The organism is Dactylosporangium sp. NBC_01737 (assembly GCF_035963215.1).
Lineage (GTDB): Bacteria > Actinomycetota > Actinomycetes > Mycobacteriales > Micromonosporaceae > Dactylosporangium.
This window is the reverse complement of sequence record NZ_CP109153.1, coordinates 2844683-2871190: the sequence shown is the minus strand read 5'-3', so window position 1 is coordinate 2871190 and position 26508 is coordinate 2844683. Positions and strand designations below refer to the sequence as shown.

The 26508-nt window shown below is 71.3% G+C and carries 28 protein-coding genes; 8 read left to right on the top strand and 20 right to left on the bottom strand.

Annotated features, from left to right (window positions below; all coding sequences use genetic code 11):
- Positions 1-95: 95 nt before the first annotated feature.
- Both OHA72_RS12790 and OHA72_RS12785 read right to left on the bottom strand, forming a co-directional pair.
- Entirely contained in the window at positions 96-824 is a 729-nt protein-coding gene (locus OHA72_RS12790; protein ID WP_327008061.1) for an enoyl-CoA hydratase/isomerase family protein, read from the bottom strand.
- Positions 821-2290, bottom strand: a complete 1470-nt coding sequence (locus OHA72_RS12785) for a glutamate-cysteine ligase family protein (protein WP_327008060.1) — start codon at positions 2288-2290, stop codon at positions 821-823. Before OHA72_RS12785 ends, OHA72_RS12790 begins: the two co-directional genes overlap by 4 nt.
- A 115-nt stretch (positions 2291-2405) precedes the next feature.
- On the opposite strand from OHA72_RS12785, the gene OHA72_RS12780 reads away from it, so the two are divergent.
- Both OHA72_RS12780 and OHA72_RS12775 read left to right on the top strand, forming a co-directional pair.
- Positions 2406-2909, top strand: coding sequence for a SigE family RNA polymerase sigma factor (locus OHA72_RS12780; RefSeq protein WP_327008059.1), 504 nt, complete (start codon positions 2406-2408; stop codon positions 2907-2909).
- A complete protein-coding gene (locus tag OHA72_RS12775) occupies positions 2906-4036 on the top strand; it encodes a hypothetical protein (protein ID WP_327008058.1) in 1131 nt (376 codons plus the stop codon). Before OHA72_RS12780 ends, OHA72_RS12775 begins: the two co-directional genes overlap by 4 nt.
- A 379-nt stretch (positions 4037-4415) precedes the next feature.
- On the opposite strand, the gene OHA72_RS12770 is transcribed toward OHA72_RS12775, so the two are convergent.
- The 8 genes from OHA72_RS12770 to urtA all read right to left on the bottom strand — a co-directional run bounded on the left by OHA72_RS12770 (position 4416) and on the right by urtA (position 12187).
- Positions 4416-5015, bottom strand: a complete 600-nt coding sequence (locus OHA72_RS12770) for a TetR/AcrR family transcriptional regulator (RefSeq protein WP_327008057.1) — start codon at positions 5013-5015, stop codon at positions 4416-4418.
- Positions 5000-5566, bottom strand: coding sequence for a TetR family transcriptional regulator (locus OHA72_RS12765; RefSeq protein WP_327011543.1), 567 nt, complete (start codon positions 5564-5566; stop codon positions 5000-5002). Before OHA72_RS12765 ends, OHA72_RS12770 begins: the two co-directional genes overlap by 16 nt.
- Positions 5566-7245 (bottom strand): purine-cytosine permease family protein, encoded by a 1680-nt coding sequence (locus tag OHA72_RS12760; protein WP_327008056.1) that lies wholly within the window; start codon positions 7243-7245, stop codon positions 5566-5568. Before OHA72_RS12760 ends, OHA72_RS12765 begins: the two co-directional genes overlap by 1 nt.
- An 89-nt stretch (positions 7246-7334) precedes the next feature.
- The gene (locus tag OHA72_RS12755) at positions 7335-8018 is read right to left on the bottom strand and encodes an ATP-binding cassette domain-containing protein (protein ID WP_327008055.1); all 684 of its coding nucleotides are present in this window, start codon (positions 8016-8018) and stop codon (positions 7335-7337) included.
- Positions 8011-8829 carry an urea ABC transporter ATP-binding protein UrtD gene (urtD, locus tag OHA72_RS12750; protein ID WP_327008054.1) on the bottom strand — a complete coding sequence of 273 codons (819 nt, stop codon included), beginning with the start codon at positions 8827-8829 and terminating at the stop codon, positions 8011-8013. The genes OHA72_RS12755 and urtD overlap by 8 nt, the downstream gene beginning before the upstream one ends.
- On the bottom strand, positions 8826-9920 hold the full coding sequence (urtC, locus tag OHA72_RS12745) for an urea ABC transporter permease subunit UrtC (RefSeq protein ID WP_327008053.1): 1095 nt from the start codon (positions 9918-9920) through the stop codon (positions 8826-8828). The genes urtD and urtC overlap by 4 nt, the downstream gene beginning before the upstream one ends.
- Positions 9917-10801 (bottom strand): urea ABC transporter permease subunit UrtB, encoded by an 885-nt coding sequence (gene urtB, locus OHA72_RS12740; RefSeq protein WP_327008052.1) that lies wholly within the window; start codon positions 10799-10801, stop codon positions 9917-9919. The genes urtC and urtB overlap by 4 nt, the downstream gene beginning before the upstream one ends.
- Before the next feature lie 87 nt (positions 10802-10888).
- Positions 10889-12187: an urea ABC transporter substrate-binding protein gene (gene urtA, locus OHA72_RS12735; RefSeq protein ID WP_327008051.1), complete on the bottom strand. Its 1299-nt coding sequence runs from the start codon at positions 12185-12187 to the stop codon at positions 10889-10891.
- A gap of 507 nt (positions 12188-12694) precedes the next feature.
- Between urtA and OHA72_RS12730 the strand changes: the two genes are divergently transcribed.
- From OHA72_RS12730 to OHA72_RS12720, 3 genes are read left to right on the top strand one after another with little or no spacing between them, the layout of a single operon-like run.
- The gene (locus tag OHA72_RS12730; RefSeq protein WP_327008050.1) at positions 12695-13906 is read left to right on the top strand and encodes a DUF4407 domain-containing protein; all 1212 of its coding nucleotides are present in this window, start codon (positions 12695-12697) and stop codon (positions 13904-13906) included.
- 43 nt (positions 13907-13949) lie between these two features.
- Positions 13950-15539 (top strand): glycoside hydrolase family 10-like protein, encoded by a 1590-nt coding sequence (locus OHA72_RS12725; RefSeq protein WP_327008049.1) that lies wholly within the window; start codon positions 13950-13952, stop codon positions 15537-15539.
- Between the two features lie 35 nt (positions 15540-15574).
- Positions 15575-15985 carry an SPW repeat domain-containing protein gene (locus tag OHA72_RS12720; RefSeq protein WP_327008048.1) on the top strand — a complete coding sequence of 137 codons (411 nt, stop codon included), beginning with the start codon at positions 15575-15577 and terminating at the stop codon, positions 15983-15985.
- 58 nt (positions 15986-16043) lie between these two features.
- On the opposite strand, the gene OHA72_RS12715 is transcribed toward OHA72_RS12720, so the two are convergent.
- The 3 genes from OHA72_RS12715 to OHA72_RS12705 are packed head-to-tail and all read right to left on the bottom strand — an operon-like array spanning position 16044 to position 17725.
- Positions 16044-16238 carry a CsbD family protein gene (locus OHA72_RS12715; RefSeq protein WP_327008047.1) on the bottom strand — a complete coding sequence of 65 codons (195 nt, stop codon included), beginning with the start codon at positions 16236-16238 and terminating at the stop codon, positions 16044-16046.
- Positions 16235-16819, bottom strand: coding sequence for a DedA family protein (locus OHA72_RS12710; RefSeq protein ID WP_327008046.1), 585 nt, complete (start codon positions 16817-16819; stop codon positions 16235-16237). The genes OHA72_RS12715 and OHA72_RS12710 overlap by 4 nt, the downstream gene beginning before the upstream one ends.
- 3 nt (positions 16820-16822) lie before the next feature.
- Positions 16823-17725 carry an RNA polymerase subunit sigma-70 gene (locus tag OHA72_RS12705; protein ID WP_327008045.1) on the bottom strand — a complete coding sequence of 301 codons (903 nt, stop codon included), beginning with the start codon at positions 17723-17725 and terminating at the stop codon, positions 16823-16825.
- 17 nt (positions 17726-17742) lie between these two features.
- On the opposite strand from OHA72_RS12705, the gene OHA72_RS12700 reads away from it, so the two are divergent.
- Positions 17743-18459 (top strand): RluA family pseudouridine synthase, encoded by a 717-nt coding sequence (locus OHA72_RS12700; RefSeq protein ID WP_327008044.1) that lies wholly within the window; start codon positions 17743-17745, stop codon positions 18457-18459.
- Here the strand turns inward: OHA72_RS12700 and OHA72_RS12695 are convergent.
- Positions 18443-18814, bottom strand: a complete 372-nt coding sequence (locus tag OHA72_RS12695) for a YciI family protein (protein ID WP_327008043.1) — start codon at positions 18812-18814, stop codon at positions 18443-18445. The genes OHA72_RS12700 and OHA72_RS12695 overlap by 17 nt on opposite strands.
- 158 nt (positions 18815-18972) lie before the next feature.
- On the opposite strand from OHA72_RS12695, the gene OHA72_RS12690 reads away from it, so the two are divergent.
- Positions 18973-19668, top strand: a complete 696-nt coding sequence (locus tag OHA72_RS12690) for a CPBP family glutamic-type intramembrane protease (protein ID WP_327008042.1) — start codon at positions 18973-18975, stop codon at positions 19666-19668.
- 22 nt (positions 19669-19690) lie between these two features.
- Here OHA72_RS12690 and OHA72_RS12685 read toward each other — a convergent pair whose 3' ends face one another.
- The 6 genes from OHA72_RS12685 to OHA72_RS12660 all read right to left on the bottom strand — a co-directional run bounded on the left by OHA72_RS12685 (position 19691) and on the right by OHA72_RS12660 (position 25499).
- Entirely contained in the window at positions 19691-20761 is a 1071-nt protein-coding gene (locus OHA72_RS12685) for a hypothetical protein (RefSeq protein ID WP_327008041.1), read from the bottom strand.
- The gene (locus OHA72_RS12680; protein ID WP_327011542.1) at positions 20758-21240 is read right to left on the bottom strand and encodes a SigE family RNA polymerase sigma factor; all 483 of its coding nucleotides are present in this window, start codon (positions 21238-21240) and stop codon (positions 20758-20760) included. Before OHA72_RS12680 ends, OHA72_RS12685 begins: the two co-directional genes overlap by 4 nt.
- A 131-nt stretch (positions 21241-21371) precedes the next feature.
- The gene (locus tag OHA72_RS12675) at positions 21372-22181 is read right to left on the bottom strand and encodes an ABC transporter permease (protein WP_327008040.1); all 810 of its coding nucleotides are present in this window, start codon (positions 22179-22181) and stop codon (positions 21372-21374) included.
- Entirely contained in the window at positions 22178-23635 is a 1458-nt protein-coding gene (locus OHA72_RS12670) for a DUF1349 domain-containing protein (protein ID WP_327008039.1), read from the bottom strand. Before OHA72_RS12670 ends, OHA72_RS12675 begins: the two co-directional genes overlap by 4 nt.
- Positions 23632-24534, bottom strand: a complete 903-nt coding sequence (locus OHA72_RS12665; RefSeq protein WP_327008038.1) for an ABC transporter ATP-binding protein — start codon at positions 24532-24534, stop codon at positions 23632-23634. Before OHA72_RS12665 ends, OHA72_RS12670 begins: the two co-directional genes overlap by 4 nt.
- Positions 24531-25499 (bottom strand): SLAC1 family transporter, encoded by a 969-nt coding sequence (locus OHA72_RS12660; protein ID WP_327008037.1) that lies wholly within the window; start codon positions 25497-25499, stop codon positions 24531-24533. Before OHA72_RS12660 ends, OHA72_RS12665 begins: the two co-directional genes overlap by 4 nt.
- 71 nt (positions 25500-25570) lie before the next feature.
- On the opposite strand from OHA72_RS12660, the gene OHA72_RS12655 reads away from it, so the two are divergent.
- The gene (locus OHA72_RS12655; RefSeq protein ID WP_327008036.1) at positions 25571-26497 is read left to right on the top strand and encodes a LysR family transcriptional regulator; all 927 of its coding nucleotides are present in this window, start codon (positions 25571-25573) and stop codon (positions 26495-26497) included.
- The last annotated feature ends 11 nt before the right edge of the window (positions 26498-26508 follow it).

Genomic DNA, 26508 nt, shown 5'->3' with positions numbered 1-26508 from the left:
CCTGAGCACAGTGAAATTCCGTGATCATGGGGAGTGGGCTGAGGGGTGCCACACACCAGGTGCGAACGCCGAGGCGAGCGGTGCGGAGCGTCGAGTCAGCCGGACGGCCAGGCCGGAGCGCGGCGGGCCTTGAACGCGGCGATCCCCTCCGCCACCTCGGTGAGATCCTGGCGGACCGGGCCGTCCCAGCCGTCGACGATGGCCTTCGCCGCGCGCACGCTGACCTGTGACCGGCCGGCGATCGTGGCGGCGGTGGCACGCACCGACGCCGCCAGCGTGTCAGGGTCGACGACGGTGTCGACGAGGCCGATCCGTTCGGCGGAAGGCGCGTCGATCAGGTCGCCGGTGAAGAGCAGCAGTTTCGCCCGGGCGGGGCCGACCAGTGCGACCAGGCGGCGGGTCGTCGAGCGCGGATACACGATGCCGAGCTTCGCCGGGGTGATGCCGAAGCGGCTGTCGGAGGCGGCGAACCGCAGGTCGCAGGCGACCGCGAGCTGGCAGCCGCCGCCGACGCAGAACCCGTCGATGCGGGCGATGGTCGGCTTGGGGAACGCGGCCAGGGCCTGCTCGGCGTGCACGGCGACGCTGTCCTCGCCGTCGGCCGCGATGGCCGTCGCGTCGCCCAGGTCGGCGCCGGCACAGAACGTGCCGCCCGCCCCGGCGACGACCACGACCTTGACGGCAGGGTCGGCGGCCAGGTCGGACAGGAGGTGGGGCACGGCGCGCCACATGGCGGCGGTCAGCGCGTTGCGTTTGCCGGGGTTGTCGATGAGCAGTGTCGCCACCGCGCCGTCGTGGTCGACGCGGATCTCGCCGCCGGTCACCACTCGTGGACGGGCACGTTCGAATGCATTCTCGGAAGGTACTCCGAAACCAGTTTGCGCATGGTGTCGTCGCGGTCGATCTCGCCCGCGCCGGCGATGCGGTGGACGGTCTCGACCTGCCAGGTGGCGCCGTTGCGGGCGGTGAGGCAGCGCTGCTCGATGACGCGGAGCAGGCGGTCGCGGTGTGCGGGGTCGACGCCCCACCCGTCGAGGCCCTCGTGCGCGAGGGGGAGCAGGCGGCGCAGCACCAGCTCCGTCACGGGGATGGCGCCGAGGCCGGGCCAGAAGACGGAGGCGTCGATGCCGTGCCGGGCGGCGGTGTGGAAGTTCTCCTCGGCGGCGCCGAAGGACATCTGCGTCCAGACCGGCCGGTCCTGCTCGGCGAGGCGGCGCACGAGCCCGAAGTAGAAGGCGGCGTTGGCCATGCTGTCCACGACGGTCGGCCCGGCGGGCAGGACCCGGTTCTCGACCCGGACGTGTGGCTTGCCGTCGACGACGTCGTAGATCGGGCGGTTCCAGCGGTACACGGTGCCGTTGTGCAGCCGGAGCTCGCCGAGCTTCGGCACGCCCCCGCCGTCGAGGAGGGCGATCGGGTCCTCGTCCTCGCAGATCGGCAGCAGCGACGGGAAGTACCGGACGTTCTCCTCGAACAGGTCGAAGATCGAGGTGATCCACCGCTCCCCGAACCAGACCCGGGGGCGCACGCCCTGCGACTTCAGCTCCTCGGCGCGGGTGTCGGTGGCCTGCTCGAACAGCGGGATGCGGGTCTCGCGCCACAGTTCGCGGCCGAACAGGAACGGGGCGTTGGCGCCGAGCGCCACCTGGACGCCGGCGATCGCCTGGGCGGCGTTCCAGTGCGCGGCGAACTGCTGCGGGCTGACCTGCAGGTGGAACTGGACGCTGGTGCACGCCGCCTCGGGCGCGATCGAGTCGCACCGCACGTGCAGCCGTTCGACCCCGTCGATCGCGATCAGGAGGTCCTCGCCGCGGGCCGCGAAGATCTGTTCGTTGAGCAGCGCGTACCGCGGATTCGCCGACAACACGTCGGGGGTGAGCTGGTCGCGGCGCAGCGTCGGCAGGATGCCGATCATCGCCAGCCGGGTGTCGACGCCGGCCGCGTGCTCCTCGGCGGCGTTGAGGCTGGCCCGGACCTGCTCCTCGAACCCTGCGAGCCCGTCGCCGGCGAGCCGCCTCGGCGGCACGTTGATCTCGATGTTGAACTGGCCGAGCTCCGTGACGAACGCGGGGTCGGCGAGCGCGTCGAGGACGCGCTGGTTGCGCAGCGCCGGGTCGTGCTGCTCGTCGACGAGGTTGAGCTCGATCTCCAGGCCGCTCATGCCGTCGCCGTCCTCGAAGTGCGCGTCGGCCAGCATCCTGGCGAAGGCGTCGAGGCACTGCCGCACCTTGTCGCGGTAGCGCATACGGTCCTCACGGCTGAACTCGGTCGTTTCGACGTCCTTGCCCATGGATGTCCCACCTCCGCCGGAGCCGTGCCTCTGGCATACCACGGGAAGCAGCTTTTTACTCCTCCGTCCCAACCTGACGCGCCCCCGGACGCCTTGCAGATACTGAGGAGGTCACGTGCGTGAGGACCTGGAACGCGAGTACGTGGAGTACCTGCGGGCACGGATGCCGCAGTTGCGCCGGTTGGCGGCGTTGCTGACCGGCGACTTCCATCGCGGGGACGACATCGTGCAGAGCATGGCGGCGGACCTGTACACCCGGTGGAAGCACGTCGGGGGCGTTGAGCATGTCGACGCGTACGTGCGCAAGATGCTGCTCCGCACGTTCCTGCGGGAGGAACGCAAACCGTGGTCGCGGGTGCGGCTCACGGCGACGCTTCCGGAACGGCCGGTCACGGGGCCGGCCGTCGAGGAGGCGGTGGTCGTGCGGGCCGCGTTGCGCAGGTTGCCGGCCCGTCAGCGGGCGGTACTGGTCCTGCGGTTCCTGTGTGACCTTCCCGTCGCCGAGGTGGCGGCGACGCTGGGCATCGCGGAGGGCACGGTCAAGAGCCAGACCTCCGACGGCCTGGCGGCCCTGCGCCGCCACCTCAGCACCGACGTCTCCACGGGGAGCGCGACATGAATGATCTGCTGAAGATGGCCGACTTCGAGGAACTTCCCCGGTCGACCGTGGATCTGGACGCCGCGGTGCGGACCGGCCGGGCGCGGGAGCGTCGCAACCGCGTGCTGCAGGTCACGGCGGTCGCCGCCGCGGTGCTGGTCGTCGCCGCGGGGGTGGCGCTGGCAGCGGACCGACGCCCTGCGCCGCGGCCGGTCGCGCCGTCGCCGTCGCCGTCGGTGTCGATGCCGCCGTGGGTCTGCGCGGTCGAACCGGTGGAGTTCCAGATCGACGCCATCGACCCGACCGGGCGGTTCACTGTCACGTGGCCGGTCCACAGCTCGGGCAGGCCGCCGCTGCTGTCGGCCGACGGTGCCGCGCCGCGGGAGATGACCGGGCTGCCCGGCGTCGACCCGCTGCCGAACGAGGTGAACCCGTCGGGGGTCGTGATCGGCTCGTCCAGCCGCGAGCCGCTCAGCCGCGAGCGGATCGGGTGGGTGCACCGCGACGGCGGCACCGAGCACCTGCGGCTGCCGGAGCAGGCGAGCTGGGTCGAGCCGCGCGCGATCAACGCCCGGGGCGACATCGTGGGCCTGGCGTACGACGGGTCGACCACGGATGTGGGCGGGATTACTGCCCTCGGTCCGCCGATGGGGGCCGTGCTGTGGCCGGCGTCGCCACCCGGCACGGTGCAGATGCTCTCGGGCCGCGGCGAGTACTTCGAGCCGGGCTGGATCACCGACGACGGCAGCGTGGCCGGCTCGGCGAACGGCACGCCCACGGTCCGGCGGCCGGACGGGACGTTCGTGCGGCTGGCGGAATTCTCGAACCTGACCGGCATCTCCGGCGACTGGGCGTTCGGTTTCATGCAGGCGGGAGGCGGTGGCCGGTACAACATCCGCACCGGCAGCACAGAGGATCTCGGCACGTTCATGCCGTGGGTGGCGTTGGGCGAGGGCCGGCTCGCCGGCGAGATCGACGGCGGCAGGGACCCCGGCCGCCCGGCGATCTGGCACGCCGGCACCGCTGAGCCGCTGCCGTCACCGGCGCAGGCCGAGTCGACGCGCATCACCCACGGCGGCGGCAGGACCGTCACCGCCGTCATGCGGTTCAACGGCGTCCAGACCCGCGCCGTGACGTGGCGGTGCTGAACGGCCCGGGCGACGTGCGGCTTGAGGCCGAGGCAGCGCAGCGCTGCCTCGGCCGATCTAGACGGTCAGCAGCTGGCGGAGGGCGGGGTCCTGCAGGTGAGGCGTCGTTTGGCGTCGTTAGGCGGTGGATGATCCACAACCATTGGAGGGCCTCCCGCACGGCTTGCCCGTTGTCTGTGGAGCAGCTCCTTGCCGAACTTGCCGTGGCTGCTGACCACGACGAACTCGATGTACACGGCAGGTTCACCGAGGCGGCTACGACGACGGTGCAGCGGCCGGTCGTCAGGCGCCCAGCGACACGCTGCACATGGCTGCTGCCGGGATGTGGACCGGCGTCGGCGGGCTGACGTGACGATCGTGCATCTTCCACGACGCGGCCCTACGGGGCGACGCGGTCGCGGATGCTGTCGAGCACCGCCTCCGCCGCCCACGCGGCGGCGTCGGCGATGTCACGCCGGTCCATGCCGAACTCGCGGCGAAACGTCACCCAGGTCGCGGCGGAGTCGAGGTGGGACAGCGCCGCGATGACCGCCCTGCGCTGCGCCGCGTCGAGGGATGGCACCTCGGCATCCAGCAGCCGCTCGAGGTGCGGCCGGCCGAGCGACGGCGCCGCGCCGCTCACGCCGCGCATTGCCGTCTCGGCGACGACGTGCGCGAGCTCGGGCCGTTCGTCGTACCGCTGCATCGCGTCGCGGATCGCGAGGGGGATGTCGAAGATCGAGTGCGACTCCTCGCGGACGAACACCGTCGCCTCGATCCACGTCGCGGTCGCCAGCAGCAGATCGACCCGCGTGGGAAAGTTGCGGAACACCGTGCGCTCGGCGATGCCGGCGCGGCGCGCGACGAGCCGGAACGACACGTCGTCGCTGCCGATTTCCTCGATCAGCTCGACATAGGCGGCGAGGATCGCCACTTGCGTGCCGCTCAGCGCCGGGACGGCCCTGGATCCGGTCACGGCCCCGGTCACGGCTTCGCCCACGTCGCGTCGAGCACCCTCGCGAGCACGGCGCCCACGGCGCGATCGAACGCGTCGCAGATCTCGCCGGCATCCATGTCGAAGCCCGTGCGCAGTCGCGCCCAGAACATCGCCGACGAGAAGTACCGCAGGGATGCCGCGACCCGCCGCCGATCCCGTCGGTTGAGCGTCGAAGCCGACACGTCGAGCATCGCCTCGATCGCACGCGTGATGTAGGCAGGCTCGCCGTCGAGCGTCAGCGAGATCGCGGACGCCCGTGCGCCGACGTATGCGTACGCGGGCGACGCGTCGAAAGCGCGGAAGCGGTCGTGCACGGCGGCGCGGAAATCGGCCACGGTCACGAACGGCGGCAGCGGGAAATGGGTCTGCTCGATCCAGTTCGAAAGTGCGGCGAGCAGGTGCGCACGCGTGGGGTACTGGCGGTAGACCGTGCGCTCCGAGATGCCGACCTCGTCGGCGAGGGCACGATAGGAGATGTCGTCGAACGTGTGCTCACGCAGCAGGGCCGCAGCGCTCGCCAGAATCGCGGTCGCGGTGTCGACCGGCTCCTCCATCACGTTCCCCTGCCTCGATCGGTCGCCCGGTGCGGGGGGCCGGTGACTTCCGGCGGAAGCACGTAGCGATCGGAACTGTCGAGCGTGAGCGCCAGCGAAGAGACGTACTGCAACTGGCCGTGCGACCCTCGCTGTGCCGAGGCCAGCATATCCGGCCGCTCGAACATATATCCGGTGACATGGCAGCGGAACCGCTCACCCGAGGGGTTGCCGTGCTCGTCGAACCGGGGGGAGTCGATGCCGTCGGAGCGGCGGCGGAGGTAGTAGCGCCCCCGCGTGGCGAGGGCCATGACCGGCGTGGCGACGAACGCGACGCCGATCGCGATGAGCACCGAGAACGGCTTGACGGCGGTGCCGAGCAGCCCGGCGAACGCGAGCAGCGAAAGCACCGAGGCGAGTCCCACCGACACGAGCCCCACCGGGTTCCAGTCGTGCAGCATGCCGCGGCGGAATTCTGGGAAGCGCGGCGAGATGCGCAGCACCCACTTGTTGATCGCGATATCGGTGGCGATCGTCACGAGCCACGCCATGACGACGTTCGCGTAGAGGCTCAGCACGAAGGAGATGAGGGTGAAGACGTCCATCATCATGAGCGCGTATGCGATCACAAGGTTGAGCAGCACGAAGATCGTGCGACCCGGGTAGTGCTTCGCCACCCGGGTGAAGACGTTCGACCAGGCGAGCGAGCCCGAGTACGCGTTCGTCACGTTGATCTTCACCTGCGCGACCACGATGAGCACGAGGGCGAGGACGACGGCGAGCCAGTCGGGGAACAGGGTCTGGTACATGCCGACGAACTGCTTGACCGGTTCGGTCGCGCTGTGCCCGAGAGTGGGATCCACCTTCACGAGGACGTAGACGGCGAGGAACACCCCGATCACCTGCTTGATACCGCTGAAGATGACCCAGCCGGGGCCGGACAACGCGAACGACGTCCACCACGAGCGGGCGTTCGCCGGCGTGCGCGGCGGCATGGCGCGGATGTAGTCGATCTGCTCCGCCAGCTGCGGGGTGAGGGCGAAGCACACGGCCGCGCTCGAGACGACGGCGCCGAAACTGATCGTGCCGTCGGAGTTGCCGCTGAACGAGGTGAAGGCGCGCACCGACTCGGGGTCGGAGACGAGGATCCACAGCAGCGGCAGCAGGGCGAGGGCGAGCCACATGGGCGTGGTCCAGAAGTGCAGGCGCTCCAGTGCACGCATGCCGTAGATGACGATCGGGATCACGACCACCGTCGAGATGAGATAGCCGAGCCACGGCGGCGTCCCCGTCGCCACCTGCAGCCCCTGCGCCATGATGGCGCCCTCCAGGGCGAAGAAGATGCAGGTGAAACCCGCGAAGACCACTGTGGTGATGATCGAGCCGTAGTAGCCGAATCCCGAGCCGCGGGCGATGAGGTCGAGGTCGAGGTTGTAGCGGGCGGCGTAGTAGGCGACGGGCACACCCACGATGATGATGATGACCGACGCGAACAGGATGCCGAGCACGGCGTTGGCGGTGCCGTGGTCGATGCCGACGCTCGCGCCGATCGAGAAGTCGGCGAGGAACGCGATGGACCCGAGGGCGGTCGCGCCGACGGAGGCCGCGCTCCAGCGCCGGAAGGTGCGCGGCACATATCGGAAGGCATAGTCCTCGAGGCTGTCCTCCGCGGCCGCACGCGCGTTGCCTGTTCTGCTCACAATGGCATCCCCTCACGCGCTACGCGTGGGGCATGATCCGTGTCCGTTGTTACGACGGCGTTGCAGGCCAGGAAAACGGCAATGTCGGCTCAGATCGCCATGGCGGCCCGCACGGTGGAGATGGCTGCCGATCCCCCCTCATCGGTCTGTGTGACGAAGCCCGAGGCGAGCACGACGTAACGCTCAGCGGCCTCGAGGGCGAAGCCGATGTGCTGCTCGACGAGCAGCACGTTGATGCCCTCACTGGCCAGCTGCACGATGGTGTGCTCGATCTCGGCGACGATCGTGGGCTGGATGCCCTCGGTCGGCTCGTCGAGGATGAGCAGCTTCGGCTCGGTGATCAAGGCGCGGGCGATCGCGAGCTGCTGGCGCTGCCCGCCCGAGAGCAGGCCGGCCTTGCGGGCTGCGAACTGCTCCAGCGCGGGGAAGCGAGCCAGTTGCGCGTCGATGAGGGCCTTGCCGCCCCGGCGCCCGTCGGCGACGAGCTGCAGATTCTCGAGTGTGGTGAGCTGGCCGAACGCCTGCTGCCCCTGCGGCACGTATGCCATGCCGCGGGCGACGCGCTTGTTGGGGGCCAACGACGCGATGTCTTCGCCGTCGAAGAACACGCGGCCCTTGGTCGGCTTGATGAGCCCGATCGCGACACGCAACAGCGTCGTCTTGCCGGCGCCGTTGTGGCCGAGCACGGCCACGATCTTTCCGGCCGGCACCGTCACCCCGTGCAGCACCCGCGTGCGCCCGTAGCCGGCCTCGATGTCGGTGAGCTCAAGCATGTGAGTCCTCCTCCTGCTGCGAGCTTGCGAGCGCGTCGGCTGCAGCCTCGGGCACGACCGCCATGGCGGCCGTGGTCGCGGCGCCCGCGGTGCCGAGGTACACCTCCTGCACCTTGGGGTCGGCCTGCACCTCGGCCACCGAGCCGGTCGAGAGCACCTTGCCCTGGTGCAGCACCGTCACGCGGGTGGCAAAGCGGCGCATGAAGTCCATGTCGTGCTCGACCACCAGCACGATGCGCTTCGCCGCGACGCGCTGCAGGAGCTCGCCGGTCGCGGTGCGCTCGTCGTGGCTCATACCGGCGACGGGTTCGTCGAGCAGCAGCACCCTCGCGTCCTGCACGAGCAGCATCGCGATCTCCAGCCACTGCTTCTGGCCGTGCGACAGGATGCCGGCCGGCGTGGCGAGCTCGCCGGCGAGTCCTGTCTCCTCAAGCGCATGCACGATCGACGGGTCGACGCCACGCCGGGTCCGCAGCAGCGAGGCCCAGTGGCGGTGACGTCCGGCGGCGATATCGAGATTCTGCAGCACCGAGAGCTCGTCGAAGACGCTCGCGGTCTGGAATGTACGGCCGACCCCGAGCCGGACAATCTTGTGTACCGCCTTGCCGAGCAGCTCCTGTTCGCCGAGCCTCGCCGACCCGGTGGCTGCGGAGAGCCCGGTGATGGCGTCGATGCAGGTCGTCTTGCCGGCACCGTTCGGGCCGATGAGGAACCGGACCTCGCCGGGGTGCGCGTCGAAGGAGACGCCGCCGACCGCGACGAAGCCCGAGAACTCGACGTGGAGGTCGGTGACGACGAGCGAGTCGGTCACGACTTCGCCTCCTCGAGCTGCAGGGTGGCGGTCGGCGCTGCGGGCTGTTCGTCCGGGCCCCGTCGCGCCGCCGTGAACCTGGCCGGCAACGATGACAGTCCTTTCGGCAGGAAGAGGATGACGACGATGAACAGCAGGCCGATGATGTAGGTCCAGCCGTCGGGCCAGGTGGAGCCGAGGCTCGACTGCCCCCAGCCGACCGCCATCGCGCCGAGCGCGGGGCCGAAGAGCGAGGCGCGGCCGCCGAAGGCGACGCCCGCGATCATGAGGATCGAGGCGGCGGCACCGATCTCGGCCGGGGTGATGATGCCGACGATGGGCACGAACATCGCTCCGCCGATGCTGGCCATCAGCGCTGCGCCGACGAAGGCGACGAGCTTGACGTTGGCCGGGTCGTAGCCGAGGAAGCGCACGCGCTCCTCGGCGTCCCGGGTGGCGACGAGGAGCTCACCGAAGCGGCTGCGGTAGAGCTGCCACACCACGAGCAGGCACACGACGAGCAGCCCGGCCGTGATGAGGTACACCATGTTCCTGTTCGCCGGGTCATTCAGCACGAAACCGAAGAAATACTTGAAGTCGCTGAGTCCGGTGTCGCCGCCGGTCTCGCGGATCGTGGAGCTGATCAGGGTCGCGAGCGCGACGGCGAGCGCCTGCGTCAGGATCGCGAAGTACGCGCCCTTCACGCGGCGCTTGAACAGCGCGTAGCCGAGGATGCCGGCCGCGACCACCGGGAGCAGCACAATCGCCAGCAGGGTGAACGCCGTGCTGCGGAACGGCTCCCAGAACGCCGGGAGCGGCGCGAGCGGGTCATAGAGCACCATGAACCCCGGCACCCCGTCACCGGCGCTCTCCAGCGTGAGGTGCATGGCCATCGAGTAGGCACCGAGGGCGAAGAACACCCCCTGCCCCATCACGAGCATCCCGCCACGGCCCCACGCCAGGCCGATGCCGACGGCGGCTATCGCCCAGCAGCAGTACTTGCCGAGGTTGCTGAGCCAGTGATCGGTGAGCACGAGGGGGGCGACCGCGAGGAGCAGGACGGCGAACACCCCGATGCCGGAGAGGGAAAGCCAGGGCTTCAGTTTGGTCATACCAGACTCCTGGTTCGCACCGTGAACATGCCCTGCGGGCGCACCTGCAGGAAGACGATCACGAGGATGAAGGCAAGCACCTGCGCGAGGCTGCCGGTCGTCCAGTAGGCGAAGCACGAGAGGACGACGCCCACCGCCCACGCGGCGACGATGGTGCCCTTGAGCTGGCCGATGCCACCGGCGGCGACGACGAGGAAGGCCGGGATGATGTACTGCGTACCCATTGTGGAGTTCGTGCCGCCGATGAGCGACGCGGCCACTCCGGCGACCCCGGCCAGCCCCGACCCCACGAAGAAGGTCAGGCGGTCGACGGTGCGGGTGGAGATCCCCGCGGTCTCGGCGAGGTCCCGGTTGTGCACGGTCGCCCGGATGCGGCGGCCGAACGAGGTGTACTTGAGCCAGGCCGCCAGCGCGGCGACGCAGACGGCCGCGAGCAGGATGGTGAACACCTGCCGCAGCGGCCAGTCGTAACCAAGGACGGTCAACTGCCCATCGAGCCAGCCTGGCTTCTCCACCGGGACGCCCTGGGACGGGAAGATCTGCAGCGCCGCCTGTTGCAGGATCAGGCTGACCCCGACCGTGACGAGCAGGGTGTCCAGCGGCCTGCGGTACATCCATTGGATGATGCTGACCTCCAGCAGGAGGCCGAACAGTCCGGCGACAACGAACGCGACCGGCAGCGCGACCGGGATCGACAGGTTGCTGGAGTCGATGACCTGCTGGACGAGGTAGGCGGTGAAGGCGCCGATCATGAGGAACTCGCCGTGGGCCATGTTGATCACGCCCATCTGACCGAACGTGAGCGAGAGGCCGAGCGCGGCGAGCAGGAGCAGCGCACCCTGTGCGCTGCCGTTCAGCAGCGGTGGGATCAATGCGTCCACGTGCTCTCGCTCTCTGTGCTGGAGTGATGTGCGGGGAACCGGGGTACGCGGGGTTGCCTGACGCAACCCCGCGTCCGGGTGGAACGATCAGCCGGCGGACTTCACGAGCTGGTCGCGGACGGTTGCCGGGAACCAGTCGTAGCCCTTGAGGAACGGGTCGGGCTTGATGAACGCGTCGGAGGACCAGACGATGTCGAACTGGTTGCTGGCGTTGATCTTGCCGATGTGACCCGGCTTCGAGATGTGGTGGTTCTCGCCGTCGAGCGTGACGGTGCCCTCCGGCGCGGCGAACGTGATGCCGCCCTTCTTCGCTGCGGCGTTCACCGCGTTGACGTCGAACGAGCCGGCCGCCTCGACGAGGGCCTTGTACAGGTACAGCGAGATGTAGGCGGCCTCCATCGGGTCGGAGGTGACGCCGCTGCTGTTGGGGTATGCCTTCCAGCTGTCGATGAACTTCTGGTTGGTGTCGGTCTTGAGCGACTGGAAGTAGTTCCACGACGCGAAGTGGCCGGTTACCGCGTGGCCCATGGCCGGCGCCTCCTCCTCGGCGATCGACACCGAGATGATCGGCGTCGTCTCCGCGGTGAGGCCGGCGTCGTAGTAGGCCTTGATGAAGCCGACGTTGGACGAGCCGTTGATGGTGTTGAAGATGAAGTCGGGCTTGGCCGCCTTGATCTTTGCCACCTGGGTGGTCCAGTCGTCCTTGTCGAGGGGCACGTACTCCTCACCGACGATCTTGATGCCGAGCTTGGCCGCGTAGAGCTTGATGATCGCGTTCGCGGTGCGCGGGAAGACGTAGTCGCTGCCGGCGAGGAACAGGTTCTTAACGCCCTTGGAGGCGAGGAAGTCCATCGCGGGAATGATCTGCTGGTTCGTGGTCGCACCGGTGTAGTAGATGTTCGGCGACGCCTCAAGGCCCTCGTACTGCACCGGGTAGAAGAACAGGCCGTTGTTCTTCTCGACGACCGGCTTGACGGCCTTGCGGGAGGACGACGTCCAGCCGCCGAAGATCGCGGCGACGCAGTCCTGGGTGAGCAGCTTCTCGGTCTTCTCCGCGAACGTGGGCCAGTCGGTGGCGCCGTCCTCCTGGACGTACTTGATCTTCTTCTTGAGAATGCCGCCGCCGGCGTTGATCTCGTCGGCGGCCATGTGCAGCACGTTGGAGACGGTCTTCTCGGAGATCGCCATGCCGCCGGTGAGGGAGTTGAGGAAGCCGAGCTTGATGGTGTCGCCGGAGGTGTCGATGCAGCTGGCCGCCGAAGCCGCCCCGCCGGGCTTCTCCTCGTCGCCGGCTTTGGCGCCACAGCCGGCGAGCACGAGGGCCACGGTCGTCCCGATGGCGCCCGCGGCCACAAGCGCGCGCAGCCGCTTGCTGGTGGTGGACATATGTGACCACTCCGTTCCTGGTGAATGAGGGCGTGACGCCTAGGTCGCGGCACGGCGGATCGTGCGGATACGCATGTCCAGGGCGAACCGCCGGCGTCCCGAGCGGCCCCACCCCGTGTCGCCGGCCAGGTGCAGCCGACTTGTGCAGGTGAGAGCAGGCTGACCGTGAGTCATTACTCTGACATTTCTTGACCGTTCCAACTCTGTAACCACGGGCCAGACTGAAGTCCAATAGCCCTGCAAATACGTGGAAACTCGTGGAATGACGATGTCAAAGTACTGCCACAGCCAGCGATGGCTTGACGAGCATGGCGCACTTCTGACATCCCAGAAGGTCACTCGAGAGGATGCCGCCGAGTCGGTCAAGTCGTCGGATTGCCAGGTTCGTGATCTCGGCCATGTCGGTGACCGGCTGCGGCAGACTCGGAGCAGGCGCTGAGGGCCAGCAGGGTGACGCTTGCAAGAGAAAAGCCACAAATGTGACTTATGCTCGCGTACCGTCAGGGCATGGCCGGCCGCACCTTCCTCCTCAGGGTCGCCAACGTGAACCCCGCGAGCGTGCGGACGCACACCGACCGGGCGCTGTACCGCTCGATCGGGGTCTTCATCCTGCTGTACGGCATCTACGCGATCGTCGGCGCCGCGACGTTCATCGACGCGAGCACCAACTACGCCCACCCCTGGTGGCAGTGGCTGGTCGGGCCGCCCGTCGCGGCCGCCGTGATCGCCTACGACCGGGCCGTCGTCGGCCGGGTCGCGGTCAGCTACGACAGCCTCGACTCCCCCGACCCGCGGCTGCTGCTGCGCCGGCACACCGTCGGGCTGTACGCGGGCCGGCTGCTGCTCGCCCTGCTGTTCGCGGTCGTGATCACCGAGCCGCTGATGCTCGCCCGGTACAAGGGGGAGATCGACGCGTACCTCGGCACGGTGCACAACCAGCAGCTCATCCAGCTGGAGCAGTCCGGCGCGATCGCCACCTTCACCGAGCAGGTCGACGCGCTGCGCCGGCAGGATGCCGCCGATGATGCCGCCGTCGCCGACCTGCACAAACTCGCCGCCGCCAAGCGGAAGGAGGCGGCCGAGGTGTACGACCGGGCCCTCGCGGACTCGCGCGCCGACGGCGTGACCCGCCGGGCCGGCTGCCCGCCGGGCGGGTTCTGCGACACCCTCGTGCAGCAGTCGCGGGCGCTGAGCGCGGAGGCCACCCGCCTCGACGACGAGGCCACCGCGCTGCAGCGGACGCAGGAGAGCGCCCGGGCGGACCGGGCCGGGCAGATGGCGGCCCTGAACGCGCAGATCGCCGAGCAGCGCACCGACAACCGCCGCTCGGTCGAGGCCGGCGCCGGGTTCGGCGCCCGCACCACGGCCATGTGGCACCTGGTCAAGAGCGACTTCTGGGGCTTCGGCTTCTTCTACCTCGGCGTCGCCGCGCTGCTGGTGTGCCTGGACTGCGCGGCCGTGTGGCTGAAGCTGGTCTCGCACGGCAACGCGTACGAGCGCACCGAGGCCCGGGCCGCCCGCCGCCAGGAGCTGACCGCGACGAAACGCCACGAGCAGGAGCTCCGCGTCGCCGAGGCGGCCACGGAGGTCGCCGGCGACGGCCTGGACACCGTCGTGGCGGAGCGGCGCCTCGTCGACGCCGCCGTCGAGCAGGCGACCGCCCGGCTCCTGCAGGAACTGGAGGACCAGTCCCTCCCCTCTTCGTCCAGAAGTTCCTGAATCGCTTGCAATGGGGCCTTCGGGTCCGGGCAAACTGGTCGACGTGCGTCACAGCCTGCCCCGCCGCCCCCCGGTGCTGCCGATCGTGATCGGCATCGTCCTGGCCGTGGTCGCCGGGGTCGGCGCCGTCCGCGCGGTCTGGGTGAGCTCCGACTCCTCCACCTCCGCGCCGTCGGGGCGCGGCGAGGAGCGCGCCGACCGGTCCCGCCCCCGCGGTGACCTGCGCTGCGACGGCAAGCCGCTCAGCGCGCCCCGGGAGCTGCGCGGGATCTGGATCACCACGGTCGAGAACATCGACTGGCCGAGCCGCCCCGGCCTGCCCGACGAGCAGATCAAGTCGGAGTACCTGGGCTGGCTGGACCTCGCCGGGAAGCGCAACCTCAACGCGGTCTTCGTCCACGTGCGACCCAGCGGCGACGCCCTGTGGCCGTCGAACTACGCGCCATGGTCGGAGTGGATCACCGGGGTCCGGGGCAAGGCGCCCGGCTTCGACCTCATGCGCTGGATGATCGACGAGACCCACGCCCGTGGCCTGGAGTTCCACGCCTGGTTCAACCCGTACCGGGGCAGCCAGCCCGCGCCGAACGGCGCCGGCCCCGACATCAACGCGCTCGCCCCGGACCACCCGCTGCGCAAGCACCCCGAGTGGGCGGTCGTCTACCCGGCGGCCGGCACCGGCGGCAGCCGCCTGCACTTCAACCCGGGCATCCCGGCGGCCCGCGAGTTCGTCGAGGACTCGATGCTGGAGGCCGTCAAGAACTACGACATCGACGGCGTGCACTTCGACGACTTCTTCTACCAGTACCCGGTCAACAAGCAGGACTACCCGGACGGCCCCGCGTACGCCCAGTACGGCGGCGGGATGAGCCGCGCCGACTGGCGCCGCGACAATGTCAACAAGCTCGTCCAGGAGATGCACGACAAGATCCGCAAACTGAAGCCGTGGGTGAAGTTCGGCATCAGCCCGTTCGGCATCTGGCGCAACGACCGGACCGACCCGGCCGGCTCCCCGACCCGCGGCCTGCAGTCCTACGACGAGATCTACGCCGACACCCGCCTGTGGGTCCAGCGGGAGTGGCTGGACTACATCGTGCCGCAGCTGTACTGGAACATCGGCTTCGACGTCGCCGACTACGCCAAGCTGCTGCCCTGGTGGGCCGGCGTCGTCAAGGGCACCGACGTGCAGCTGTGGATCGGGCAGGCCGACTACCGCGTCGGGCAGTCCGGCGCCTGGTCCGACGCCGGCGAGCTGGACCGTCAGCTCGCCCTGAACCGCAAGTATCCGCAGGTCACCGGCAGTGTCCACTTCAGCGCGAAGAGCATGCGCAGCGACGCGCTGGGTTCGGTGACGAAGTACGCGGCGAGCTTCTACGGCACGCCCGCGCTGCCGCCGATCATGCAGCAGCTGCCCGCCGACATCCCCGCCCCGCCGCAGGTGAGCGTCTCCGGCACGAAGCTCACCTGGAAGGGCAAGGGCACCAGCTCCGCCGTGTACCGCGTCCAGGGCGACAAGGCCACGCTGCTGGCGGTGCGCCGCGGCGGCGACGGCGCACTGACCGTGCCGGACGCCGCCGGCACCTACTGCGTGACGGCGCTGGACCGCTCGTGGAATGAGAGCACTCCGGCGAGGTGAGCACGGCTCATCCCGATCCGCGCAAGGTTCGGGCGATGACCAGCTTCATCTCCGACCAGGACTTCACGACCCCGGCGCATGCCCGGGTCACCGCCGACTCCGAGGAGCGCACCGAACGCCGCGCGGCCTCACCGGCGCCGTTCCTCGCCGTGGTGTTCCTGGCCGCGGTCTGGCTGGTGGTGTCCGCGGTGCCGATCGGCTACATCGGCGCCGCCCGCTACGACGTCTTCTGGGGCGACACGGTCGTCGGCATCGCCGTCGCGATCGTCACCATGGTCCGGCTGCTGCGCCCCACCCCGGCCCTGGCCTGGGTCACCGCCGGTCTCGCCGGCTGGCTGCTGGTCGCGCCGCTGGTCCTGCAGTACGGCTGGAGCGCCCCGACCGCCAACGACCTCGCCGTCGGGCTGGTCATGCTGATCTGCACGGGACTGTCCGCGTCGTCCTGACAGACTTCGGGCCCGTCCCCGGTGGTGCTGGGGGCGGGCCCGATGGTGTCAGGTGCGGTCAGCTCGTGAACGCGTCCTTCACGTCAGCGCCGGCGTCCTTGACATGGTCGCCGGCCTGCTTCGCCTTGGCGGCGGCACGCTCGGCAGCGCCTTCGGCCTGCAACCGCTCGTTGTCGGTGGCGTCGCCGAACTTCTCCTTGGCGGCACCCTTGAGCTCTTCAGCCTTGTGCTCGACCTTGTCCGTGAAGCTCATCGCTGATCCTTCCGTTTGGTCCCGTCTTGCACTCTCCGGGGTGCCCGTATTTGCCATCCCGCAAACACCGCCGTCACTGCGATGGACACCACACTGCCCACCCCGGCGGCCGCGAACGGCTGGTCGAAGACGCGCCCCCCGACGTAGCCGAGCGCCACCATGTAGCAGCTCCACAGCACCGCGCCGAGCAGCAGCGCGGGCAGGAACCGCCGGCGCGGGAACCTCGCGTACCCGCTGGCCACGGCGACCGCGGTGCGGCCCATCGGCACGAACCGGCCCGTCGCCACGATCGCGCCGCCCCACCGGTGCAGCGCCGAGGTGGTCCTCGCCAGCACCCGCCGCGGCCGCCCCTGGCGGGTCCACCGGCCGAACAGCCTGCGCCCTCCCCGCCGGGCGGCCTCATGGGTGAGCAGGTCACCGGCCGCGACCGCGGTCACCGTCGCGACCAGCACCACCGGCAGCCGCAGCTGCCCACCGGCGGCCAGGGCACCGCCGGCGATGACGCTGGTCTCCGCGGGCAGGACCGGCAGCAGGCAGTCCAGCACCAGCAGCACGAAGATCACGACGTAGGCCCATTGCACACCTCAACGGTGCCCGTTGCGCCGTTTCGCGACACCCGATGGTGCGATCCGCTCGAAAAGGGCGACGACGGCGGGGTCGTGGAACGCGACCATGTCCGTGATCCTGCCGGCGACGACGTGCAGCACCGACACCGCGAACGGCTGCCAGTCCGATGCGCCCGGGGGACGGACGTGAGCGACCACGGCGGGCATCCGGTTCGCGCCGGTGCAACGGACCCGGATCTCGCCGAGGCCGGGGCGGCCGTCCCGAAGGGACTGTTCGATGGCCTCCTTCCCCTGGTACCAGATGCGCCATGGCGGCATGGAGGCCCTGGCGTCCTCGGCCAGGAGGCTGATCATCGCGGGGATGTCGGCCCGCTGGAACGCGTCGGCATAGCGCCGGGCGATTTCGTGCTCGGCGGCCGTGGCCGGTTTCGCCGGTGCGGGCATGCGCGCCTTGGCCCGCTGCAGGGCGCTGTTGACGGCGGGGACGGTCATGTCCAGCAGGGTCGCGGTCTGCGCGGCCGGCCACTCCAGCACGTCGCGGAGGATGAGCACGGCCCGCTGGCGGGGCGGCAGGTGCTGCAGGGCGGCGAGGAACGCCAGCTCCACGCCCTCCTTCGCGACCAGCGCCGCCTCGGGGTCGGCGGCGTCCAGGACGCTGTCAGGGATCGGCTCCAGCCAGTGCTCGGCCTCCCCCGGCGCAAGATCGACCGGGAGGGCGCGGCGGGGGCGGGCCTTGAGCGCGTCGAGGCACGCGTTGGTGGCGATCCGGTAGAGCCACGTCCGCACCGACGAGCGGTGGTCGAAGCCGTCGCGGGCGCGCCAGGCCTTGAGATACGTCTCCTGCACCAGGTCCTCGGCCTCGTGCAGCGAGCCGAGCATCCGGTAGCAGTGGACCTCCAGCTCGCGGCGGTACTCCTCCACCACCGTATGTTAGGGCGATGTGGGCGGACTACCGGAAGCACGCGCTCTTCGAGGACGACGCGGTGCTGGTCCTGGACAAGCCGGTCGGGGTGTCCGTCATGGGCGAGCGGCACGAGACGGACCTGGTGCGGATGGCCGCCGACGCCGGCGAGACCCTGTACCCGGTGCACCGCATCGACAAGGTCACCTCCGGCGTGATCCTGTTCGCGAAGGACCTCGCCGCGCACGGCGCGCTCACCCGGCAGTTCAACAAGCGGACCGTGTCGAAGGCGTACCTGGCGGTGGTGACCCCTGGCGGGCTGCCTTCGTCCGGGACGATCGACCTGCCGCTGAGCGTCGGGCGCAAGAACCGGGTCAGGATCGCCGCCGCCCGGGAGAGCATCGCCGCGGACCCGGTCGCCGGGACCTGGTCGGTGCCGGCCGAGGCCGTGTTCGACCAGGTCACGACGTATCCGTCGGTGACGCGGCTGCGGGTGCCGTGGCAGGACGAGCGCCACGCCCTGGTGGTCGCCGACCCGCTGACGGGCCGGCGCCACCAGATCAGGGTGCACCTGGCCTGGATCGGGCACCCGATCCTGAACGATCCGCTGTTCGACAAGGCCGCCACGGGGCGGACGCATCTGCACGCGTGGCGGCTGTCGTTCGACCTGGACGGGGAGCGGGTCACGGTGTCGGCCCCGCCGTCCGCGGAGTTCCTGGCGCCCGTCCCGGCCGGGGTCACCCTGCCGGACTGAAGTCCTCGGGGCCGAACACGCGGTGCACCTCGGCCTCGCCCTCCCAGCCGGGCCACAGGTCGCGGTGCAGCTTCATGAACCGGGTCGTCCACTCCGTGGCCTCGGCCTTGGTCCGCACCTGGTAGAGCGCGTAGCTGATCATCTCCTTGGTCTCGGCGAACGGCCCGTCGAGCACGTCCAGCGCACCCCCGGTCACGGTCACCCTGGCGCTGTCGGCGCTCGGGGCGAGCCCGGCGGTGTCGAGCAGCGCACCGGCGGCGGTGGCGTCCTCGCCGAGCTGCATGATCGCGGCCATCAGCTCGGGCGGGGGCGGGGTGCCGGGGGTCGTCCCCTTCAGCAGCACGAGGTAGCGCATGTCCATCTCCTGTCAGCAGGTGCCTTCACCGGTACCTCGAACGGGCCGGGCCCGATCCGACACGCCTCCCAAGATATTTCTTGGTAGGGCTGGCACTACCCCCGACACGGTAGACAGCGGGCTGGGACCGCCCGCCCGGCTTCCATACCGTCACATCCATGACCGTGACGATGACTCGGAGCGCCGGGACCCGCGTCGCGCGGCACCCGGCCCAGCGGTTCGACTGGCCCGCGACCCTCGCCCTGCACCTCCTGCCGGTCGCCGCGACGTTCGCGGCGGCGTTCGCCCTCAGAGCGCCGGTGCGCGCCCTGGACCTGCCGCCGCAGTTCGCGTTGACGCTCGCGTTCGCGTTCGTGCTCACCCCGATCCAGCTGGGGTTGCTGCTGCACGCCGCGCACCGGGTCACCGGCCGCTGGTCGCTGGTCGCGCTGCCGTCCGTGCTGTCCTTCCAACGCCGGCTGCCGCCGCGGCTGTACCTGATGCTGCTGCCGAGCCTGGCCGCCATCGCGCTCGGCGTCGCCATCCTGCTCGACCCGGACCTCGTGCCCGCCGGCGCCGGCACCGGCGTCCTCGCCGCGACCCTGGTCGTCGACGGCCTGCTCCGTCCGGTGGCGCAGGAGGTGTACTTCCGTGCGTACCTGCTGCCCCGGCTGCCGGTCGGCGGCGGTCTCGCGGTCCTCACGTCGGCCGCGTTGTCCACCGTCCAGTTCGCCTGGCATCCGCAGCCGGCCGTGTTCATGTTCGTCGTGCAACTGATGCTGGCCGCGGTGACGGTGCGGCTCGGCAGCGTGCGGGTCACCATCGCCGCCCACTGCCTGATCGCCGCCGCCGCACCGTTGGCAGCGCTGCTCTGACGGACGGCTCCAGCGGACGGCTTCAGCGGACGGCGGAGGTCGGCCAGGCCGCCGGGTTGGTGAGGTCGTCGTAGACCTGGAGGTGCTCGACGTACCAGACCGCCTGCTGCTCGCTGAGCAGGTCCGCGTGGAACGCGTCCCGCTCCCCCACGAAGAGGCTCACCGGCCCGAACCCGGGAACCCATATCCCGCGCATGCCTTCGGTGACCCACTGCGCCGGGCGCCCGGCGACGACCCTGTCCGGCTTGAACTCCGCGACGTCATGCTCGGCCGCGGCCCACAGGCGCACCCGTACGCCGTCGACCTGCTGGACGGTCAGGCCGGACCAGCGCCACACGTGCCCTCCCTGCACCTGCCCGGCCCGCACCGCCGTCTGGCACTCGGTCCAGCGCCCCCCGCCCGGCAGCGCCAGCAGCCGCATCGGCGTCACGCACCGCTGGGCCCGGTCGAGCCGCACCGCGTCGAACACCTTCGCCGCGGTCACCGGATCGGGCGCCCATACCGCGGCGAAGACGCCGGCCCGCGGCTCCCACCGCAGATCCGTGTACTGCAACCCGGCGACCCCGATGTCGAACGTGTCGGCCTTGGCCGGCCGCCCCCGGACACTGGTGTCGACGGCGGCGGAGGTCAGCGGGCGCAGGGCCCGCTTCAGGTCGGACGCGCTCGGCGCCAGGTACACCGCGGCGAGCAGGCTGTTGTCGGACCCGTAGACGCTCACCGACTCGTGTCCCTCGGCCGACAGCCAGTCCGTGAACGCCGGCTGCTTACCGCCGGCCAACTCGCCGAACGCCCGCAGATCCACGTCGAAGTGCAGCAACGCCGGGTCCGTGCCGATCCCCTCGCCCCGGCTCGCCGCGGGCGCGACGCCCAGCGCCACGGGCAGCGTGGTGTCCTTCGGCTCCGGCAGCAGCACCCGTACCCCGAAGAACCCGGCCACCAGCAGCGCTGTCAACGCGGCGGTCCCCACCGCCCGGCGCCGGGCCCGCATCCGCCCCGCCCTGCTCACCGCGGCCCGGGCGAGTTCCCCGGTCTCGACCTGCCGGTCGGCCCGCGCCGTGAGGCTCCGCGTGAGCCTGCGCTCGATGTCGGTCATGCCCGGCCCTCCGTGTCGAGGTGGCCACGCAGCCGGTGCAGGGCGCGCATGGCGTGGGTACGGACGGTCGTCTGCGAGCACTCCAGAACCTGCGCGATCGCCGCGTCGTCAAGGTCCTCGTAGTACCGCAGAACGACGACGGCCCGCTGCTTCAACGGCAGCGCCGCAACCAGCCGCCACAGCTCGTCCCGGTCCGCGGCCTCCCGGCCGAGGTCCCCGGGCGCGGTGGCGTCGGGCGCCCGCTCGACGGGCACCTCCCGGTTGGCCCTGCGCCGCCACCACGACCGCGAGCCGTTGAGGATGAGCCTGCGCACGTACACCTCGGGGTCGTCCGCCCGCCGAATCCGCGACCACCGCAGGTACGCCTTCGCCAGCGCCTCCTGCACGAGATCCTCGGCCCTGTGGTCGTCACCGGTGAGCAGGATCCCGAAGCGCACCAGCGCCGCCCCGCGGGCCGCGACGAACGCCTCGAACCCCACGACGCGGACCTCGGACGGTTGCAGGGTCACCACGCCTCGTCCCCTCTGTAGGACCATGTCACCACACAGAGGCCGTTCGGCACCCCACCTGTTGACCGCACCAGCACTTCTTTTTCCCGCGGGCTCCCCGCTCAGGCGTCTCGGCGGTGCAGCAGCGCGGCGCCGAGCAGGAGGCATCCGCAGGTGTACGCGCCCAGCACGGCCAGGCCCGCCCACGGCCCGATCGGTGCGGTGCCCGAGCCTGCGGCCGCGGCCTGGACGGCGAGACCTGCTGTCATCGGCGACGCGTCCTGGATGGCGTGCAGCGTGCCGGCGGGGAGGGGCACGAGGAGTGTCAGCAGGTAGGGGCCGTACAGCGCGGCGACCACCACGCCCGACGCCACCGGTCCGCTCCGGGCCGCGGCGGCGACGCCGAGGCTGAGCAGGCCGATGAGGGCCAGGTATGCCACCGTGCCGGCGATCGCCCGCACCGACGGTCCGGTCGCGGGGACTCCGGTGCGGTGCTCCAGCAGCATCCGCCCCGCGAACACCGCCAGCGGCACCCCGACCGCGGCACTGACGGCCACCGCGCCGGCGACGACGGCGGCCTTCGCCCCGAACACGCCCAACCGCCCGGGCCGCATCGCGAACGTCAACCGCAGCAACCGCGGCTGAAACTCCCCCGCCATGACGGCCACCGCCAGCACGATGACCGCAAGCTGCGCGAAGTGCACGCCAACCAGCGCGAGGGTGCCGTCAGGCGCTGCGGTGGTGGGGAGGGCGGTGGGCGTGGGGTGGTTGCGGCAGGTGTTCGGGCAGGTGGGCAGGTCGATGCCGGCGACGACCAGGAGCGTGCCGGTGATCATCAGGAGGGCGATCGCGACCAGGGTCGCCAGGTCGGATCGCACGGAGCGGAGCTTGGTCCACTCGGCCAGCAGGGCGGCTGGCACGGGGTGGCTCATGCGTCACGGCTTCGGAGGCGCCAGTGGGCGGTGGCGAGGAGGACGGCCGTGTAGGCGCACAGGACGCCCAGGCCTGCCCACGGGCCGATGAACGTGCGGCCCGGTAGGTAGGTCGTCTGCTGGATGGCGAGGCCCGCGATGGGGGTGAAGCGGCCGAGCCACTCGTCGATGGTGTCCGACAGGCCGGCGAGGACGGTCGGCGCGACGACGAAGGCGGCGAGCAGCACCATGACCGCGGACGTGCGGCGCAGCAGCGTGCCGACGGCCATGCTCAGCAGGGCGATCAGGGCGAGGAACGCGGCAGAGCCGACGACCGCGCGGATCGCGTGCGGGGAGTCGAACGACGGCGGCGTGTAGGCCGGTGGGCCGTATCCCGCACGCCGTTGCAGTGGCGGGGCGATGAACATCCCGGCCACGCACGGGAGCAGCGCCGTGGTGAACGTGGCCGTGGTCAGGACGATGGACTTCGCGGCGAGGACGTGGCCGCGGCGGGGTGCGACGGTGAACGTGGTGCGCACCGTGCCGGTCCTGAACTCGGCGGTCATGAACAGCACGCCGAGGATGACGGCGCCGATCAGGCCGAACCGGGCGCCGAGGAGGCCGGCGGTGACGAGCTCGCCGCTGTCGCCGCCGAACACGATGCCGCCGCGGTTGGCGTAGCCGATGTCGCCGCTGCCGCGGACCGTGACCGTGCCGCCGGCGGTGCTGGTGCTGCCGCCGGGGAGCGGCTCGGTGTCGACGATGCCGGTCGGGCCGGGCTCCGGATCGCCCCGGCGGTGCGCCGAGGGCGGCGGGCTGACGTCGGTGTCCTGCCAGGCGTCGGCGGGCGCCGCGCCGGTGGCGGGTGCCAGGCTGATCTGATCGAACGTTGCCTCGCCCAGCCGGAGGTAGCGGCTGACGGAACCCGACCGGAAGGTGACATCCGTCGGTGGGGAGGCGACGAACAGCCCGGCCTCGACCCTGTCCGCCAGGCCGGGCACGGTGACGGTGACGATCGTGTGCCAGGTGACGCCGTCGGCGGAGTCGGCGGCGGTGACCGCCGGGCCGGTGCGGGTCAGCCGCAGCCAGCGCGGGCCGCCGGTGGGGGTGCCGGCGAGCTCGGTCATGAAGTCGGCCGAGACCCTGACGCCGTGCGCCGGCGTGACCATGGCCGCCGCATAGGGCGCGCCGGGGGTGGTGGAGGCCTTGAGCATGATGCCGGCCTTCGCCCAGGGTGCCGTGGCGGACTGGGAGACCACCCGCGCGGTGAGCGTGCCGTCGCCGTCGAGCGGGCGGTGCACGAAGTGGAACTGGTCGTAGGTCAGCGGGTGCTCGTTGGCGTCGCTGGTCGCCTGCCACGCGCCGAGGGTGCCGAACCCGAGGGTCAGCAGGACCATCGCGAGCAGGGCGGCGGTGGTGCCCCGGACCGAGCGGAACTTCGTCCACTCGGCCCGCACCGCGCGGAGGATGCTCATTCGGACTCCAGCCCGTCGAACCGGGTGAGGTCCAGATAGACCTCCTCGAGCGTGGCCCGGTGCCGGCCGATCTCGGAGAACGGCAGCCCGGCCGCGGTGAGCACGGCGGCGATCCGCTCCGCCTCCAGCCCGCCGACCGTGAGCGTCCCCGGCCGCCCGACGGCGACCGTGGCGCCGGCATTCGCCAGGGCCTCGACCGCTTCGGCGCGGGCCGTGGTCCGCACGGTCACCTGCCCGCCGGACGCGTCGGTGAGGAGCTGCTCGACGGGTGCGTCGGCGAGGAGCCGCCCGCGGCCGACGACCAGGAGATGGTCGGCGGTGTCCTCGAGCTCGCTCATGAGGTGGCTGGAGACCAGCACGGTGCGGCCCTCCCCGGCCAGGGACCGCAGGAACCCGCGGATCCAGCGGATGCCCTCGGGGTCCAGGCCGTTGACCGGCTCGTCGAGGATCAGCACGGGCGGGTCGCCGAGGAGGGCGCCCGCGATCCCGAGCCGCTGCCGCATCCCCATCGAGTAGCCGCCGACCCGCTGCCCGCCGACCGCTGCGAGGCCGACGAGGTCGAGCACCTCGCGGACCCGTCGCCGGCCGATGCCGTTGTACTGCGCCATCCACAGCAGGTGGTGATAGCCGCTGCGGCCGGGGTGGACCGCCTCGGCGTCGAGCAGGGCGCCGACCGCCCGCGCGGGCTCGCGCAGCGTCTGATATCGGCGGCCTGCGATCAGGGCCTCGCCGCCGTCGGTCGCGTCCAGGCCGAGCAGCATGCGCATCGTGGTCGACTTGCCAGCCCCGTTGGGCCCGACGAACCCGGTGACCTCGCCGGCCCGCGCGACGAAGCTCAGCCCGTCGACGGCCACCACCGGGCCGTAGCGTTTGCGGAGGTCGCGGGCCTGAATCGTCATGGTTGTGAACCTAGGCCCGTCCCCGCCGCGGGCCATCCCGACAGCGAGCTAAATCCGGGTCCCCCGCGCGGGGGAGGACGCGGCACGCTGCGGGCAACCACGGTGACCCATGCCGCGACCAGCAGGACGTAGAGCGCGGCGGCCAGCCATCCGGCCGCCGGCGAGCCCGTCTGCGCCGCGACGCCCGAGACCCCGGTGACGACGGTCCCGAGCGGGAACGTGAAACTCCACCAGGCGATCGAGAACGGGAGGCTTCGTCGTACCGCGGCGGCTGTGACCATGGCAGCGCCGCAGGCCCACGCCAGGGCGGCGCCGAGGACCGGCAGCGCGAACAGCAGCGCCGCGGTCGCGTGGCCGGTGGCCTCGCCCAGCAGCAGCGCCGCGGTCGCGGACTGGCCGAGCGGCCCGAGGACGATCCACACCGCAGGGGCGGTCCGCGGCGCACGGCACACCCTGGCCAGCATGAACGCCGCGACGGGCACTCCCGCGGCGAACAGCGCCAGGCAGGCACCGAGCAGGCCCGGCCGGACGGCGTCGGGCACGTGCGGGAGCAGCAGCGCGCCGGTGGACGCCGACACCAGCGGGGGCACCACCGGCAGCAGCCACGCCGGGTTCGGCGGTCCGTCGTTGTTCCGCCGGTACAGCGCCACGCCGGCCGTGGTGAGGCCGATCGCCGTGCCGACGCTCCACAGGACGGCGTCCAGCGCGACCGCCGTGGTGTCGCCGATCCACCCGCCGCCGGCCAGCAGCGCCCCGGCGCCCACCGTCATGATCGCCATCGGCAGGGCACCGTTTCGCGTGTCCGACCGCTTCGGGCGCATCGCCAGGAGCAGCATGAGCGCTGCCGCCGCCGCCCAGACGACAGCGGCCGCCTGTCGCTGCCATTCCAGGTGTACGGGCAGCGTCACGCCGGCGTTCGCGACGATGCCCGTGCCCATGACCGCGGCGAACCGATTGGCTTTCACGCCGTTCAGCGTTGATCGTCGCGGGGTGTCCCGGTAGCGGTCCGCACGTGATGCAGCCATAGGCTGCGGTTATGCCGCTGCCGCCGCAGGTCGCCGACCTCACCAGCTTCGACCTGCTGCTGTCCGTGGCCCGCCTCGGCAGCGTCGGGCGCGCGGCCGCGGAGCACCGTGTCTCCCAGCCGGCCGCCAGCGCCCGCCTCCGCCAGCTGGAGCGCCGGCTCGGGCTCACGCTGCTGCACCGCACCACGCGCGGCTCGACCCTCACGCCGACCGGTGCGCTCGTGGCGGACTGGGCCCGTGCCGCCGTCGACGCCGCATCCGCGCTGGCCCTCGGCGTGGCGGCGCTCCGCGACACCCACACCCGCCGCCTCGCGGTCGCCGCCAGCCAGACGGTCGCGGAGTATCTGCTCCCCGCGTGGCTCGTCGCGCTGCGCGCCGCGCACCCGGACCTCAGCGTCGTGCTGCAGGCCGCCAACTCCGCCGACGTCGCCGCCCGCGTCCTGGCCGGCGAGACCGCGCTCGGCTTCATCGAGGGCCCTGACCTGCCGTCGGGGCTGCACGCCGCGACCGTCGCCACCGACAGCCTCACCGTCGTCGTCGCCCCGGGGCACCCCTGGACCCGCCGCCGCCGGGGTGTCACGGCTGCCGAGCTCGCCGCGACGCCGCTGGTCACCCGCGAGGCCGGCTCCGGCACCCGCCGCGCGCTGGAGCAGGCGCTGGGCTCGTCCACCGTCGCGCTGCTGGAGCTGTCCTCGACGACCGCGATCAAGCACGCGGTGGCGTACGGCGACACCCCCGCGGTGCTCAGTTCCCTCGCGGTGACCGCCGACCTCGCCGCCGGCACCCTGGCCATGATTCCGGTCACGGGCGTGGACCTGCGCCGTGAGCTGCGGGCGATCTGGCCGGCGGGCATGCAGCTGACCGGCCCCGAACGCGACCTGTTCACGATCGCCGCGGTCCGTACACCCGGTGCAGCAGAAAGCTCAGCTCGGCGGTGAGAGGCCGATAA